Origin of the sequence: Rubritalea sp. (assembly GCF_051252225.1) — a bacterium.
In the GTDB taxonomy this organism is placed as follows: domain Bacteria; phylum Verrucomicrobiota; class Verrucomicrobiia; order Verrucomicrobiales; family Akkermansiaceae; genus Rubritalea.
In genome coordinates this window covers 282,639-297,296 of the sequence record NZ_JBPOGE010000003.1, presented here as the reverse complement: position 1 = coordinate 297,296, position 14,658 = coordinate 282,639, and the positions used below count along the sequence as shown (strand labels likewise).

At 48.3% G+C, this 14,658-nt stretch carries 13 protein-coding genes and 2 tRNA genes; 7 read left to right on the top strand and 8 right to left on the bottom strand.

What is annotated here, in order from left to right; all coding sequences use genetic code 11:
• On the top strand, positions 1 to 891 hold an 891-nt coding region (locus ACSHX2_RS05400), incomplete at its 5' end, for a choice-of-anchor Q domain-containing protein (RefSeq protein WP_435691335.1).
• Positions 892 to 1,527: 636 nt separating this feature from the next.
• On the opposite strand, the gene ACSHX2_RS05395 is transcribed toward ACSHX2_RS05400, so the two are convergent.
• Positions 1,528 to 1,602 (bottom strand) — tRNA-Glu (locus tag ACSHX2_RS05395).
• A 206-nt stretch (positions 1,603 to 1,808) separates the two neighbouring features.
• Between ACSHX2_RS05395 and bamA the strand changes: the two genes are divergently transcribed.
• Positions 1,809 to 4,166 carry an outer membrane protein assembly factor BamA gene (gene bamA / locus ACSHX2_RS05390; protein WP_435691333.1) on the top strand — a complete coding sequence of 786 codons (2,358 nt, stop codon included), beginning with the start codon at positions 1,809 to 1,811 and terminating at the stop codon, positions 4,164 to 4,166.
• 219 nt (positions 4,167 to 4,385) lie between these two features.
• On the opposite strand, the gene ACSHX2_RS05385 is transcribed toward bamA, so the two are convergent.
• On the bottom strand, positions 4,386 to 4,994 hold the full coding sequence (locus tag ACSHX2_RS05385) for a flavin reductase family protein (RefSeq protein ID WP_435691331.1): 609 nt from the start codon (positions 4,992 to 4,994) through the stop codon (positions 4,386 to 4,388).
• Positions 4,995 to 5,247: 253 nt separating this feature from the next.
• Here ACSHX2_RS05385 and ACSHX2_RS05380 point away from each other — a divergent pair.
• The 3 genes from ACSHX2_RS05380 to ACSHX2_RS05370 all read left to right on the top strand — a co-directional run bounded on the left by ACSHX2_RS05380 (position 5,248) and on the right by ACSHX2_RS05370 (position 6,929).
• Positions 5,248 to 5,322 (top strand) — tRNA-Val (locus ACSHX2_RS05380).
• Positions 5,323 to 5,390: 68 nt separating this feature from the next.
• Positions 5,391 to 5,975, top strand: a complete 585-nt coding sequence (purN, locus tag ACSHX2_RS05375; protein WP_435691329.1) for a phosphoribosylglycinamide formyltransferase — start codon at positions 5,391 to 5,393, stop codon at positions 5,973 to 5,975.
• Positions 5,976 to 6,071: 96 nt separating this feature from the next.
• On the top strand, positions 6,072 to 6,929 hold the full coding sequence (locus ACSHX2_RS05370; RefSeq protein WP_435691328.1) for an ROK family protein: 858 nt from the start codon (positions 6,072 to 6,074) through the stop codon (positions 6,927 to 6,929).
• A gap of 44 nt (positions 6,930 to 6,973) precedes the next feature.
• On the opposite strand, the gene smpB is transcribed toward ACSHX2_RS05370, so the two are convergent.
• The 6 genes from smpB to ACSHX2_RS05340 all read right to left on the bottom strand — a co-directional run bounded on the left by smpB (position 6,974) and on the right by ACSHX2_RS05340 (position 12,394).
• Positions 6,974 to 7,435, bottom strand: coding sequence for an SsrA-binding protein SmpB (gene smpB, locus ACSHX2_RS05365; protein ID WP_435691326.1), 462 nt, complete (start codon positions 7,433 to 7,435; stop codon positions 6,974 to 6,976).
• A gap of 36 nt (positions 7,436 to 7,471) precedes the next feature.
• Positions 7,472 to 7,741 carry a DNA-directed RNA polymerase subunit omega gene (locus tag ACSHX2_RS05360; protein ID WP_435691324.1) on the bottom strand — a complete coding sequence of 90 codons (270 nt, stop codon included), beginning with the start codon at positions 7,739 to 7,741 and terminating at the stop codon, positions 7,472 to 7,474.
• Between the two features lie 433 nt (positions 7,742 to 8,174).
• A complete protein-coding gene (argB, locus tag ACSHX2_RS05355; RefSeq protein ID WP_435691322.1) occupies positions 8,175 to 9,053 on the bottom strand; it encodes an acetylglutamate kinase in 879 nt (292 codons plus the stop codon).
• A gap of 7 nt (positions 9,054 to 9,060) precedes the next feature.
• A complete protein-coding gene (locus tag ACSHX2_RS05350; protein WP_435691320.1) occupies positions 9,061 to 10,356 on the bottom strand; it encodes a hypothetical protein in 1,296 nt (431 codons plus the stop codon).
• A gap of 10 nt (positions 10,357 to 10,366) precedes the next feature.
• Positions 10,367 to 11,341 (bottom strand): aminoglycoside phosphotransferase family protein, encoded by a 975-nt coding sequence (locus ACSHX2_RS05345; protein WP_435691318.1) that lies wholly within the window; start codon positions 11,339 to 11,341, stop codon positions 10,367 to 10,369.
• A 150-nt stretch (positions 11,342 to 11,491) separates the two neighbouring features.
• A complete protein-coding gene (locus ACSHX2_RS05340; protein WP_435691316.1) occupies positions 11,492 to 12,394 on the bottom strand; it encodes a sugar phosphate nucleotidyltransferase in 903 nt (300 codons plus the stop codon).
• Between the two features lie 399 nt (positions 12,395 to 12,793).
• Between ACSHX2_RS05340 and ACSHX2_RS05335 the strand changes: the two genes are divergently transcribed.
• Both ACSHX2_RS05335 and ACSHX2_RS05330 read left to right on the top strand, forming a co-directional pair.
• Positions 12,794 to 13,300 (top strand): hypothetical protein, encoded by a 507-nt coding sequence (locus tag ACSHX2_RS05335; RefSeq protein WP_435691314.1) that lies wholly within the window; start codon positions 12,794 to 12,796, stop codon positions 13,298 to 13,300.
• Between the two features lie 541 nt (positions 13,301 to 13,841).
• The gene (locus ACSHX2_RS05330; protein ID WP_435691313.1) at positions 13,842 to 14,651 is read left to right on the top strand and encodes a hypothetical protein; all 810 of its coding nucleotides are present in this window, start codon (positions 13,842 to 13,844) and stop codon (positions 14,649 to 14,651) included.
• The last annotated feature ends 7 nt before the right edge of the window (positions 14,652 to 14,658 follow it).

The window sequence follows — 14,658 nt, the reverse complement described above, 5'->3', positions numbered from 1 at the left end:
AATAACTGCTCTCTCTCAGGAAATTCGGCAGACTACGACGGCGGGGCGATTTATAATCGCACCTACTCCTCACCAACACTAAATAACTGCTCTCTCTCAGGAAATTCGGCAGACTACGACGGCGGGGCGATTTATAATCGCACCTACTCCTCACCAACGCTCACCAACTGTATCATCTGGAACAACCAAGCATCCGGCAGCGGCGACACCAACTCGGCCTCGGTTATAAACTACAGCGACGCCTCTGCCCCCAGCTACGGCTACTGCCTGATTCAGAATATTGACCTCTCAGCTTCTGGGAATAATTTCGATGGAACCGACCCGGGCAACAATCCACTCTTCATCCTTGATGTTGACCCAAGCTTAGCCCCCACCACTGCAGGAGACCTGCGCCTGAGAACCGGCTCTCCTGCAATCAACGCAGGTGACGGCATCAGCGGGTTCAGCACAAACACTACAACCTACGATCTTGTCGGCAACACGCGCTTCGTAGGCACCATCGACCTCGGTGCCTACGAAGGCGCCTACACCACCTTCGCCAACGACTTCCCCGCACTCAATGCGAACGACGACGCCAACGGCAATGGCCTCTCCAACTACCTAGACTACGCGATGGGCGTCGATCCCACGACCATAGCCGACTCAAACAGCGGCACTAAACTCATCGGGGACCGACTCACCTTCAACAGTCGAGCCTACGCAGCCGACGTGCGCTCAACCTTCAAAAAATCCACCGATCTAAGCACTTGGAGCCCAATGGTTGAAAACGTCGATTACACACACGTCCAAACAAACAACAACGGCGTGCAAGACCAAGTCACCATCCAATTAACCAACGAACTTCTAGCAGAACCAACGCTATTCTTCACAGAAGAGTTCACCACAGAGTAGTCTAAGCGAGAATGAAAAATACGGCGAGGAGCAGGCATTCAAGATGGCGGTTGAGCATCGCCGCAAAATGATGCGTGCGATCCACGATCAAGTCGCCTCCACCGATAGTCAGCGGATGCGCTCTGATTACATTTAAGGAGAGTTTGCGATGGAGTGAGTCTCCACTCCGAACTGAATGGGAGGTCGTGAGGCTCTGATGAACCTAAAAACAGTAGCTCCTGAATATAGGTTGAACGGTTCGATTCACCTTTTTATACGAGCACCGTAACTGAGGAATAACACAGATTTAACAGGATAGCGCCCAGCCCTCACTTCTTCCGCAACCCGCTATTCCCCAAGCTTCATTAAAATCACATTTGTCTCTTTTGGAACTCAGTTTGGTATTATATGCGCTCCGCTAGTGATAACAAAAACAAAAGCCAGACCCTAAGGCCTGGCTTTGTGTGTATAGATGGCATCCCGTAGGGGATTATCTTCGCTCCGCTCAGGGTCTACATGTTGCATTTTGCCCGCTGCAAAATGAAAAGAGGTCGCGTGAGGCACGCTGGGCAGTCGAACTGCATTCTCATCTCCAAACGCAAAAAAGCTCATCATTGCTGATGAGCTTTTTGTTAATTACATTTCTTAGAAAAGAAATGGCATCCCGTAGGGGATTCGAACCCCTATTGCCGCCGTGAAAGGGCGGAGTCCTAACCATTAGACGAACGGGACGCTTAATGGTTGCGCTGAGCGCGGGCGCAAAGAATCATGCTATAGCGTGCGGTGCAAGGTGAAAGTGGCATGAAATGTCTTTTTTTTAGATTTATGTGTTTCTAGGCGGTTTGGAGACAGTGATTCGCCTTGACCTTCCGCGAGGGAGGGGTTGTTATCCCCCGTCTGAAATTTTCAGATTTTCTAACTTAACTAACTACTCAACAATGACCAAAGTTCATTCGTCTTTCCGGGCCTTACTTAGGAGTTGTACCGCCATATTGCTTGGCGTGGCTTCGATTGCGCTCGCGCAAGATTTCACCGACAAGAAGATCAATTCCGTGCAAGTGCGCTATGCTGGTGCAAAAACAGTAGATGAGGCACGGATTCGTAATTTGATGTCAGTCAAGGCTGGTCAAAAGTTTAGTGCTGAAAAGCTAGATGATGATATCCGTTCGCTCGTGAATTCTGGTTTAGTTGATGATGTGACAATGTCTGGTGAAGAGCAAGGCTCTGGGATGAACCTCATAGTGAAGGTTGAGACTCGACCAGCTCTAGCGGGTGTTGGATTTGCTGGGAATGCTAAGTTTTCAGACGGAAAACTGGCGAAGCAAACCGAGCTGAATCCTGGCTTACCAATCAATGATGTGGCTATATACGAGGCTCGCAAAAAAATTGAAGAATACTACCAAGGCTATGGTTATTCAGATGTGAATGTGTCTTACCGACTTCAGAAAACAAACCGCACAGGATTTAGCGATGTGATTTTTGTGATTCAGGAGGGTGACGCCATTGTGGTGGAAGATATCAAATTTAACGGGAACAATGCTTTTTCTGATGCCGACTTACGCAGGGAGATGGAGACTAAGAAGAAGGATATCCTGTCCTTTATCACGAAGTCTGGTCGTATCGAGGCTGGTGCGTTGGAAGGTGATGAGGATCGCATTATCGATTTCTACCGGAATAAGGGTTATTTGAAGGCTCAGACATCAGGCTTTAAGCGTATGATGAGAGAAGAGGGAGGAAGTGAGTCGAGACTCTTTAGTAGTAAAGGTAAGGATAAGATTGAGCTGGAGATGGATGTTTATGAAGGTGTTCAGTATTCCATCAATCAGGTTAGCTTCGCGAACGGCATGAAGGTATTTGCTCCGGAAGATCTGATGCCTGTAATGACTCTGAATGATGGAGATACGTTTTCTTCTAGCAAAATGCGTGCGGACATTCGCACTATCCGTAGCTATTACGGTTCACGCGGCTACGCTGATGCCAATGTGGATCCAGATATCCAATACGCGAGTGGGAATACAGTGAACATCGTGTATTCAGTTTCAGAGGGTCGTCCTTATAAAGTTGGGCGTGTCACTATCGAAGGGAACAATAAGACGAAGGATAAGGTAATTCGCCGTGAAATCCCTCTTAAGCCTGGTGATAACTTTAATACAGTCGATGTGGAGACGACTCGCAAGCGTCTCGAGGGGCTTAACTATTTCTCAAACGTAGTGACGGAAGGGGCTCCATCTGATCAAGATGGCTACCGGGATATCAATGTGTTGGTTGAAGAGAAGCAGACTGGTCAGCTTAGTTTTGGTCTTGGTTTCAGTTCTATTGATAATATAGTGGGTTACGTTACAGTAGAGGAAACTAACTTTGATATAACTAATCCTTGGAAATTCCGTGGTGGTGGGCAGCGCATGAGCTTAAACCTTCGCCTTGGTACTGAAACTCAGGATTTCAGCCTTTCTCTTACTGAACCATGGTTCTTAGGTCGACGTCTGTCACTAGGTACAGAGATTTTCTATCTTGGTGCTCAAAATCTTTCTGATTACTATGATCAGCGTAATGTAGGTGCAGCTATTTCACTGCGTAAGCCACTTGGTAATCGTTCTTATCTGAATGCTTCGCTGCGCTACGAGAAGATCCGTGTTGATGTTGATGATGATGTGCCGTCGGACTCTCTCTTCCAGGATGTGGGGGGGCGCTTCACTCGCCCAGCGCTAAGCTTAAGTTATGTCTATGATAGCCGTAATGCGCTGCAGACTCCACGGAGTGGGCATAAGCTCGAAGCAGGAGCTACGACTATTCTTGAAGCGCTCGGTGGAGATTCAGACTCCTTTATTTTAGAGTTCGCAGCTCAGAAATACTGGAACCTTTGGTATGATTCTATTTTAGAAATCGCAGGGGAGATGAATTTGGTGGAAACCTCAGATGGTCCTACACCTATTTATGATCGCCAATTCCTAGGTGGTGCGCGTAACCTACGCGGTTTCGAATACCGTGATATTGGACCGCGTGACCCAGCTACTGAAGGTGTGATAGGGGGTAATACTGCTGCCTATGTCACAGTGGAGGTTACTTTCCCGCTTATTTCTTCAGTTCGAGGCGCAGTATTTACGGATGCTGGCTTTGTGAATCTCGATAGTTATGATTTTGATGCGAGTGATTACCAATCTGATGCAGGTCTTGGTCTGCGCATGAACTTACCATTTGGGCCAATTGCTCTAGATTATGCGATCCCAGTGCGTTCTCCTGACTCTGATGCTGACAAGGGTGGTCAGTTTAACTTCTACGTGGATTACGCGTTTTAGAGTTAGCTTTAAACTAATTTTAAAAGCTCACAGTTGTTTGGTTGTGAGCTTTTTTGTTTCTCTTTACAACGCAAAAAGGCGCAGCTGTGATGGCTGCGCCTTTGGCGGTATGATTTAGAAAATGTGTTTAGAAGCGGATAATGATGCCGAGTTCGACCGCGATGTAGTAGAGCTGTTGCGGCTAATGTCTGCGTTATATAGATTGATATTCAAGATCCCTTATGGACGGGATATTTCAAAGAGCTTTTCGGTGGTGCAGTACCAGTCAGGTGAAGCCATACGACCGATAGGGTGGTAGGATTCTTGATCAATGTGGCAAGTGGTGGGATCCATAAGTCCGGTGCGGACGTGGACTTTATGTACGATGCCGAGGACGAGACGGTTTGATCCTATTTCGATGGTACTGTGCTCAGTGCATTCGAGGGCGACTGGAGCTTCAGCTATGCGTGGTGTGGAGATGCTGGAGGAGTCGAGGAGGGTGAGAGTGTCTGTGTCGATTTCGCTTTGGCCGTAGGGTAGCGTGGCCGCGCTTTGGCTCATGGCTTCCATAACTGAGGCGTCGACTGTGTGGATAACGAATTCGCGTTCGCGGCGTATATTGCGCGCGGTGTCCTTAGGTATTCCAGGTTCTTTATTGCCTGGGGCGAAGATTACGAGAGGCGGACGAGAGCCGAAGCAGTTGAAGAAGGAGAAGGGGGCTGCATTGATACTGCCGTCTTCATTTTTAGTGGTGACCCATGCGATGGGTCGTGGAGTGATGACTCCTGCTAGGATAGAGTACGCTTTTTCACGGTGTTCGCCGTCGAGATCAAATTCAGTGGACTGCATGTAGAAGTGATAAGGAATCAGTGTGATGTAGCAAGTCACTAGAGTTCCAAAAATGCAGGGATGTTAGGAGTAGTGGATGAGGTCGTATATCTAGATTGTTTTCTGATTATCAATGACTAGCGGCTAATTTTAGGGTGGTCTGTCAGCATGTGGCTTTATTTTTTCTGTAAAAACGTATGCTTTTTCTCTTGCGCGCCGTCTGAGATTATGCATATTTCCGCCGTCGCCGAGAGGCAACACGACACAAGTGAAAGCAGGAATAGCTCAGCGGTAGAGCATCTCGTTTACACCGAGGCGGTCGGGGGTTCAAATCCCTCTTCCTGTACCACTTGTTCATTAAGCCAGCCTGTTATAAGGCTGGCATTTTTTTTAGCGACTTATCACACGCAGCGCACTATGGCACGGTCTATCAAACTCGGGGTTCTAGGTTCTGGATCTGGATCGAACATGCAGGCGATTCTGGATGCTATCGATGCGGGTACCTTGAATGCTGAAATCGTGATCGTCTTGAGTGATAACCCTGATGGTTACATTCTCGAGCGAGCAAGGAGGGCGGGGATTCCTGCAGGTGTGATAGATTGCGGTGGGTTTATGTCTAAGTTTCCGGATGAAAAGCAGGCTGAAGCGGCGCAACGGCTGAAAGAGGCAGGTGTGGAGCTGGTGTGTCTGGCAGGTTTTATGCGCTTAGTGAAGCAGCCTATGCTGGATTATTTCCCTCAACGTATTCTTAATATTCATCCATCATTGTTGCCGGCGTACCCTGGACTGATGGCGTGGAAGCAGGCGGTGAAAGATGGGGCCACTGAGAGTGGCTGCACAGTGCACTATGTGGATGCTGGTATGGATACGGGTCCCATTATTAAGCAGGTGCGTGTGCCGGTATTGGCTGATGATACTTCAGAGTCATTGCACGAGCGCATTCAAGTTGCTGAGCATAAGCTCTACCCTGAGGTTATCACAAATGTAGCGATTGGCTTGTAGTCGAGAGGCATTGGAGGGGGCTAGGGAATGTGTCGAGAGTAGGTGAGGTGAGTCAGAGCTTCTCAGACTTGGTATGCGTGTGGTAGCTTATTTGGCATGTTAGCAGGCATTGAGCTCGGAGGAACAAAGACTGTAGTTGCTGTTGCGGATGTCGATGGTTCGATAGCTGAGCAGTACAGATTTCCAACCACTTATCCAGAAGAGACGCTGAATGTGGCGACGCAGTGGCTGAAGCAGCGTGGGCGAGTAACTCGGCTCGGTGTTGCGGCTTTTGGGCCTGTTTCTGTAAACAAAGCGCGCGCTGATTATGGTCAGATTTTAACAACCCCGAAAGTGGGGTGGGTCGGTTATGATCTTGTGGCGCATTTAGAGGCTAGTTTGACTGGTGTGTCTATCGTACTCGATACTGATGTGAATGCCGCAGTTTTTGCTGAGGTTCGCTTAGGGGTGGCTAGAGGGCTCGAGAATGTGGCGTATATCACAATTGGTACTGGCGTGGGTGCAGGCTTTGTCGTGGATGGTAGCGTGCTTCACGGGGCGATTCATGCAGAGTTCGGGCACCTTCGTGTGCCGAAGCATCCTAAAGATGATTTCGAAGGTGTGTGCCCGTTTCATGGCGATTGCTTGGAGGGGCTTGCATCTGGAACTGCAATCAGGTCGCGGTGGGGAAAAGGTGGTCACGAGATAGCCGCTGCCGATAAAGCGTGGGATGTCGAGGCCTGGTATCTAGCGCATGGGGTGCAGGCTATCATGGCTGTGACAAGTCCAAGCCTAGTGATTGTAGGCGGTGGAGTGTCACAGGCTCTGGGGTTTCACGCGAAAGTGGAATCTATGCTGCGTGAATTAGCTGGCGGGTATTTTCCTGTGTTAGAGGAGGTGAAGCAATACATAGTTGCTCCGGCCTTAGGGCAAAACGCCGGCATTTATGGAGCTTTTTTGTTGGCTCAGCAATAGTGGTGAAATCAAACAGAAGGTTAGAGCTTCTCATCAGCCTACGCTTAATAGCCCTTGTTGAAGCGCTGCATTTCGCGTTGGGCTTCGCGATTTTCGACGTTTTCTTTGAGCGTATTACGCTTGTCGGCGTGGCTTTTGCCTTTGGCTACGCCAATTTCTACTTTGACTCGGCGGTTCTGCCAATACATGCGGAGGCAGATGAGCGTGCACCCTTTCTGCGATGTTTCTTGGTCAAGTTTAAGGATTTCCGCTTTGTGAACGAGGAGTCGACGCGGGCGGCGGGTTTGGTGCTGGAACCAAGTACCTGCGGTTTCCCATGGCTGGATGTCACAGCCAAAAAGAAAAAGCTGACCCTTTTCGATACGAGCGAAGGAGTCAGCAATATTGACTTTTCCGGCACGGATGGATTTCACCTCCGTGCCTTTGAGTTCTAGTCCAGCTTCGTAAGTATCGAGAATATGGTACTCGTGACGGGCTTTTCTGTTTTTAGAAATCTCGGCACTCATGTACTTTTCTCGATCTGGATAGCTGGTGAGAACGACTTATAGCTCAGTCGGAGCTTGAACTTTGATCTTACCTTCGATGATTTCGGTGAGAGCAATGTCTGCTGTGCCCATACTTGGGAGAGTATCAACGAGTGGTGCGCGGCCGCTGTTTAGTTGGCGTACGCGTTGTGATACTATATTAATGAGGACTTGTGGATCGGTGACGATCTCTGCTGCTTGTTCGACAAGTTCGCTTTTCATAGGTGTTCCTGGAAGTCGATTCACTGGCTTTGGTTGTTCAAACGGTATGATGTTTGATGGTTCCATAAGTCAGTTGTTCATTTGGTTGAGGCTTTTGCCTCCGGTGTGGAGAGAAGCTCGTTTCTTTAAAGAAATCAAGCCCAATCTGCGATTTACTCAGCATGATTGGGCTTGATTAGTAAAGTTAGGCACAGAACCGGAAAATTCCCCCCGAAATACCGGTCCTGGCCAGACGATCAACTTGCGTTGTGTCGTGGAAGAAACATGCATAGGAATCATTGTTTGTGCAAGTTCTTTTTGAACATTCCTGCTATTTTTTGTAACATTTCACCTAATCATTCGTTTGAGTCATGCGTCTCAATTCATTGATTCATATCGATTTCAGAGGATTAAGGAGTGGCTTTATGTTAGATTGAAAAAAGTTACAAAAAATAAAAATGCCGAGAGGTTACTCGGCATGAAGGTGTGCTTACGCGGTATTTGGCGGCTGTGAAGCTCTTTACTTTGTGATTTCAGTACCGATTCCGGACTTAGTGAAAATTTCAAGTAGTAGTGAGTGTGCTTGGCGGCCATCGATGAAGTGGACTTTTTCTACGCCGTTCTTGAGGGCGTCGAGCGCTGAGTTTATCTTAGGAATCATACCTCCTGAAATCGTGCCGTCAGCCATGAGTTGGCTTGCCTGCTCAGGGTTAATTGATGGAATGAGAGTTTCTGGGTCGGATGGGTCCTTCATTAGGCCTGGGACATCTGAAAGATAGATGAGCTTTGCGGCGCGGAGGTCTTTTGCTAGAGCTGCCGCTGCGAGGTCTGCATTTACGTTGAGGGGCTTTCCTGTGCCGAGCTCAGTTGCAAGCGGGGAGATGACTGGGACGATATTAGCATTGAGTGCTTCCTGCATTTTCTCTTTCTGAGAGCCCACAACTTGGCCAACTCGTCCGATATCAACTCGTTCGCCTTCATCGTTGGTGCCTTTGATGCGCTCTCCGATAAAGACGTCGGTTCCGGGGACTCCAACAGCTTTCCCTCCAAATTCGCGAAGCATTTCAACCAGTCTAGGGTTGAGGGTGTCACTCAGTGTTTTCTCAACGATCTCGATGGCTTCCGGGCTGGTGACACGGAAGCCGCCGACGAACTTCGCTTCGAGCCCCGCTTTTTTCATCGCAGCAGAAATGGCCTTGCCGCCGCCATGGACGACGACTGGGTTTACGCCAACTACCTCAAGGAAGACGATGTCACGCATGACCTTTTTCACCAATTCTGGGTTTTCCATAGCTGATCCTCCCATTTTTATGAGAAATGTTTGACCGCGGAATGACTGCAGGTAGGGCAGTGCTTCAATGAGTGTTGCGGCTTTTTCGGTGTATGCTTCGATGGACATAGTCTGTTTAAGGTTGCGAGTTGATTACTCTGCGAGCGGGTTTAGCTAGGATCATACTGAGTGTCCAGCCCGCCAGCAGTGTGAGTAGGTAGATAGAGATAGGGCTCCAATAGTGGGCCGTGTGGTAGAGAGTTAGAAAGAGAAGGAGCATCGCCATAGTGGAGATGACGAACGCGATATTTCTGCGCCATGCTGGATAGGCCAAGAGCCAGGCGCAGAGACATGCAATATCGGCAATCAGAATGCACTCTAGCCAAATAGGAATGCGGTGAAGGGTTTCTGCGCCAGCGGCGCGGGGGGTATACGCTAGTCGAGAAAGTTTCTGGTACGGGTTTCCGATAGCTTCGAATTGAGAGGACTTGCTGCCTGTAGCGCTGAGGATCGCTTCGGTCTGGGTCGCGCCGATGATGCTGGCTTCCCCGCTGAGTGCTGAGGTGAGTGTGCGTGGTGGGGAGTGTTCTTTCGGATTAATAAAATCCGGGTCTGGTGAGAATCTGCCAAATTGGTCGATAGGGATGATATTTCCTGTGTTGCCAATCCGAATCCAGGAGCCGAGCTGTACTTGCAGCTGGTCAGGTGTGATGCGGCAGTGCTGCATGAGTGCGAGGAGGGTGGAGGAAAATACGATACGCTTATCCCAGCGGGCTAGGAGTGGTGGGTTCTCGCTCACTTGTTCTGATTCGAGCTCGCTGAATCCGGCGTAGGTGTTTTCCGGGAATAGAACATTGGGAGCTACGGCGAGAGAGTTTACTACTGGGATTAGCTCGGTTTGACCGATGACTTGATCGAGAGGAATGGATGCGCTGAGAAATTCAGGTGGGATCGGGTCACTTTTAAAGTTTCGGCGTAATGGTGCGGTGACGACGACGCTTTCAAGGCCTCTCATTGCCGTGGCAAGGGTGTTCGTTTCTTCCAAATCCTTATCGGGCCAATGAAGGTGAGTGGTGATGAAAAGGCGTTGAACGCCTTGCTGTTTTAGGTTTGTCAGTGTGATAGCTAGATCCGCTGGATGATAGATCCCGAATGCGTTTACTTGTTCAGGATCGTCATCGATCTCACAGAAGACATATTCTAGCGCTGTATGCGAGGGGGGGGCTATTTTGCGGGTAATGCGGTCGCGTGAGCCAGCGGGTACTTTATCTTCGATTTTAGCTCCAATGCGGAAGCTTTCATTTTGAGCTGGAGAGAAAACAGAGTCAGCCCAATCGAGCTTGTGATTGGGCTGCCATAGAAAAAGTCCAAGCAGGCCTACCCCAAGAGCGATGAGGAAGAGGAAGACTTGGAATATTCGAAGCTGCTTCAACCGGCAAAGACTAGAAGTTGTATTTTTGTTTGGCCACATCGAGGACGGGCTGAATGGCATGTTCCACATCTGAGCCGGAAATCACTCCAGAAAGGAGGCGGCATGCGGGAGGAATGTGCTGAGCAAACCACTCTTCTCCCTTATTGGAGACGAGATTTCCATAGGCGCCGAGGGCCTGTAGCAAGCGCTGAGTCGCACATTTTTTGAAGATGTCATCAATGGGGCGCTCTTCGGAAATATCTTCCCATAGATCGAGTAGCTTTTCACGTTCTTCCTCGCTGTGTTCCATGTATGGATCATAGATCAGTGAGGCTAGATCGTATTCTTGACGGCCACGGCGCATACCTTGGAAATCAATGAGGAAGGCTTTATCATCATTGACGATGATGTTCTGTGATTGGAAGTCGCGGTGAACCAAGTGGCGGGCAGCAGCTCCGAGTGAATCTGCCATTTTGAGTATGGCAGGATCGTTACGAAGTACTGCTGTCTCACCGCTGCTCATGCCGAGGTGGATTTCGGCAAAGTTGTCATAAAAGTAGTCTTGTTCCCAGCGATAGAGTTCAGCATCAAACTGAGGTTGGAATTCGAGGTCTTTCGGTGCACGGGTGTAAAAGAGTTTATCGAGCTGCGTGAGAGCTGAGCGATAAATCGGCTCGCGGACTTCCCAAGGTTCATTCTTGAGGGAGAGCAAGTCTACTTCACCGAGGTCTTCGATTAATGCACAACGGCGTCCGGTGTTGTCATAGAGCACTTCCGGGACGTTGAGCTTTGCTGTCTTGAGGAATTTAGAAACTGGTAGGTAATTCGCGTTGTCGGCGCGTTCAAGGGTGTAGTAAATACCTATGTAGGTAGGGAATCCAGCTGGCTTAATGCGCACGATGGTGCGACCCGACCCACCTTTGACGATAGGCTCAATAATAACCGAATGAGTCGGTTCTAAGTTGAGGTGGGCGCGTGTGGCTGTGAGGAGGGTGTCGGTAGGCATCGTCGTAAATAGTTTTCAGTTAGCAGTGTTCAGTTGGCAGGCTGAAGTGGTGCGAGATTCAAGTTTCGAGATTTAAGTGTCAAGATCTACGTAGAAAAGCAAGCGGTAGTTTGTTGTTACTTTTCTGTATGTCGGAAGTGAGGCGCCTGTTTACAGGTCTTTGTGGCTGTGGGATCCAGTGGCAAATTCCCTGGCGACGCAGTCATTGAGCTCTGAGTTTGCGGCGACTCTAGCTCCAGGCCATATGATGGAATTGCGTATTTGTGCGCCCTTTTCGATAAGGCAGTCTGGGCCAATGAAACTGGATTCTATTTGGCAGTCAGCCGCTATTTGAGCACTGGGGTGAATCTGCGGGGTGTCATCGACCTGATTGAAGTGGGCTGAAAAATATTCTTCGCGGGTCCCCAGATCCTTCCAGCTTGCTCCATCGGCGATGTGTGCACCGAGCTTGCCTTGCTTAGCCAGTTCAAGAAAGGCTGGAACAATGGAGATTTTTTCGTTGGCAGGGATGAGTTCGAGAATGGCTGGCTCGATAATATAAATACCTGTGAACTGGTGCGTTCCCGGGTGGATACCCAGAGTGTGGCGCATGTCAGTGATCTTATCTCCATCAACTGCGACGTTACATGTGGGGCCATCTGAAAAGAGAGCGAGAGTAGCAATGTTGCTAGATTGCTGGTGTGTTTTCATTAGAGCTCTGAGGTCCAGGTTAGTGAGTATGTCGCCGTTGTAGACAAGAACGGGATCGGTGCCGATCCACGACTCTATATTTTTGATTCCACCACCAGTTTCTAAAAGTACACTTTCCTGAAAGAATTGAACGGGTGATGTACCAAATTTTTTGTTTGGGAATGTGTCAGTCCAGCAATGGGCTAGATAATGGGTGTTGATGGCAAAGGAATCAATGCCTGCAGTCTGGCAATGGCGCAGCACATGGTGCGCGAAAGGTTCATGCTTAAAGGGAATAAGCGGCTTAGGGACGCTTTCCGTGAGGGGGCGAAGTCGGGTGCCAAGGCCGGCGCCGAGGATGAAGGCTTTGTGGATGTCGCTCACTGGGGCAGAGTGTGGAACCCTGCTCCTTGTTTGTGAAGTGGGAATTTGCCCTATTAGCCATAAATAAAATAGCGAGTCAGGTCACTCTGCCGCTCTATTTTTATTTAACGTACCATGAATTCAAATTTTTAGTATCTGTGTCTGCGACGAAGGTTCATTAACGAGCCAACAGATCCGAAGGTGGAGGTGTTGGGTTCGGGGGCGACGTTGACATTGACGTCGAAGTCCAAGCCATTGATCCAGATCAGGTCACCTGTCCCACGAATGACTAAGCTTTCAATGAGTCAGGCATTTGTAATATTACCTTGTCCTGCGAATTCACTAAATTCGTCATCATAGCTAAATCTATCTGCTGAGATATCAGAGCTAAGCAGATATGTAGCATGAAACATATATTACATGAGATGGTTAACGCATGCTAAGGAGGTTGTTGCGGTCGTGGATTCGGTTCTTGTGTTTGTGACGCTGAGAGTTTACCTCGTAACCATGGCTCAAGCATTGTGGATGCGGCTGCGTGAAGTGCAGTGGAAGGATTATGATGTTTCGGAAGGATCTGCTGATCGTTTAGAGAAGGTTCTTCAAGATTTGGCTTCTCGTAAAAGAGCGAGAGCGATGAAAGCGAGTCACGATGTTTGGCGACTACTTTGCCGCAACGGGACTCATTCTGCCGCGGTTGTAGCACTTCCTTATTTGGCCGAGATTATTGAGATTTCGACCGAAGATGTGCAGATCGAGATCGCGGATTGCATCAAGTCGTGTGCGTCTGGTCTTCCTAGTGACTGTGTGTGGCGTGAGCGCTTTAAGTGCGTAGCGGGTAAATCTTTGCCGCACTTAAAGAGATTGAGAAGTAAAGGTGATTTAGAAATAGCATTGAAATCGGCGATTGAAGCACTTCAATGTCTATGAAAATGTGGGGGGAGTGTTGAATGGTTAAGCCGTTGTGACATTTTTTGTCAGATTAATATTCTAACACCCGTGTCTCATAGCTTTTCATCTTGTGTGGATGAGTGGTGAAGTGGTGTGATAAGGCAAGTGGATTTAAATGGAGGTAGTACCATTAGCTCCTTTCATCTGGGTCAAGGAGCCGACTCTTCTGACCTCGCGGCTAATTCCACACTTGTTCCGGAGCCTCCAGTTTTCTCTCTTTTGGGAATGACAGGGCTGGCGCTTATTCTTAGTAAGCGTGGAAGCTAGTTCACCCTCTCATTGTATGCGTTGCTCACATTTCTGGGTGGCGCATTTTTTGTTCGATATCACATGTGATTAATGGGAGTTAATAAAATAAACACATGTCCTAACATATATGTAGTATAAGTTTTGTTTTTTAGTTTACGAACGTTGTGGAGTTATTTTGTTTTTTAGGTAATACTGATCATTAGCGTAATTTTGATTGAGCAATTATTTGATCAGGATTTATCATTCCAAACCCTAATAACCTCCTAAAACAATGAAAAATAAAATCCTTCCAACAATTGTAGTGGCCATATGTGCTGGCTCCGCTCAAGCGGACTTACTGGTCACTGCCCCAGGTCTAGCTTCAGCTCGGTTTATAGCGTCATCCTCCACTTCTAACTCTATAACGCTAAATGTAGCTCCTGCTTCTGACCCTAGCGGTACTTACAGTGAATATAGAATCACAGGCATTGAATATGTTCTGAAGGGCGGGATTCCAGTTGGTGGTTCTTCTAAGAATAGTGGAGCTATCCTCGACTCTGAAGGGAAATCTGTATCATCAACGAATAAGGTGGATGTAGTAATATCTACTGACGGCAGCCAAAAGTATAGTGGTGAAGCTTCATTGAATGTAAGTTCCTATAAAGATAGCGCGAGTGGTAACTTTAGTTTCGGCAGTGATATTGTAGCAAATGATGAGCCTGTAACCATTACCGTAACGCAAAGCTTTTCTAATGATCAAGTACTCGCAGGAGATTATTCATATATCGTGATTGAGGGGAGTTATGTGGAGGATGGTACAAGTCCTGAAGGCTATATTAATCGTAAATCCTCAACAATGTCCCAGGTTTTGACATCCTCTGACAATGCCTCCATCGAATTCGGTGTGAGTCTGGCTTCATTGGACTCAGGAGATGAGGGCGAAGCTGGTGGCAACAATGGCTTCGGTAACAACGAAGACTTTATTGACGGAGGTAACGTAAACGCGATGGCTAATGCTTCCAAATGGGCGCGAAGTGGCAAGATCAATATCACTACTTCTGGTGAGGATATGGCGAGTCTCATGGATGATGATGAAAAATAATTACTAA

Coding starts and splice junctions, on each gene's coding strand:
- bamA (WP_435691333.1), top strand. CDS start 1,809: ATGACCAAAGTTCATTCGTCTTTCCGGGCCTTACTTAGGAGTTGTACC.
- ACSHX2_RS05385 (WP_435691331.1), bottom strand. CDS start 4,994: ATGCAGTCCACTGAATTTGATCTCGACGGCGAACACCGTGAAAAAGCG.
- purN (WP_435691329.1), top strand. CDS start 5,391: ATGGCACGGTCTATCAAACTCGGGGTTCTAGGTTCTGGATCTGGATCG.
- ACSHX2_RS05370 (WP_435691328.1), top strand. CDS start 6,072: ATGTTAGCAGGCATTGAGCTCGGAGGAACAAAGACTGTAGTTGCTGTT.
- smpB (WP_435691326.1), bottom strand. CDS start 7,435: ATGAGTGCCGAGATTTCTAAAAACAGAAAAGCCCGTCACGAGTACCAT.
- ACSHX2_RS05360 (WP_435691324.1), bottom strand. CDS start 7,741: ATGGAACCATCAAACATCATACCGTTTGAACAACCAAAGCCAGTGAAT.
- argB (WP_435691322.1), bottom strand. CDS start 9,053: ATGTCCATCGAAGCATACACCGAAAAAGCCGCAACACTCATTGAAGCA.
- ACSHX2_RS05345 (WP_435691318.1), bottom strand. CDS start 11,341: ATGCCTACCGACACCCTCCTCACAGCCACACGCGCCCACCTCAACTTA.
- ACSHX2_RS05335 (WP_435691314.1), top strand. CDS start 12,794: ATGAGATGGTTAACGCATGCTAAGGAGGTTGTTGCGGTCGTGGATTCG.
- ACSHX2_RS05330 (WP_435691313.1), top strand. CDS start 13,842: ATGAAAAATAAAATCCTTCCAACAATTGTAGTGGCCATATGTGCTGGC.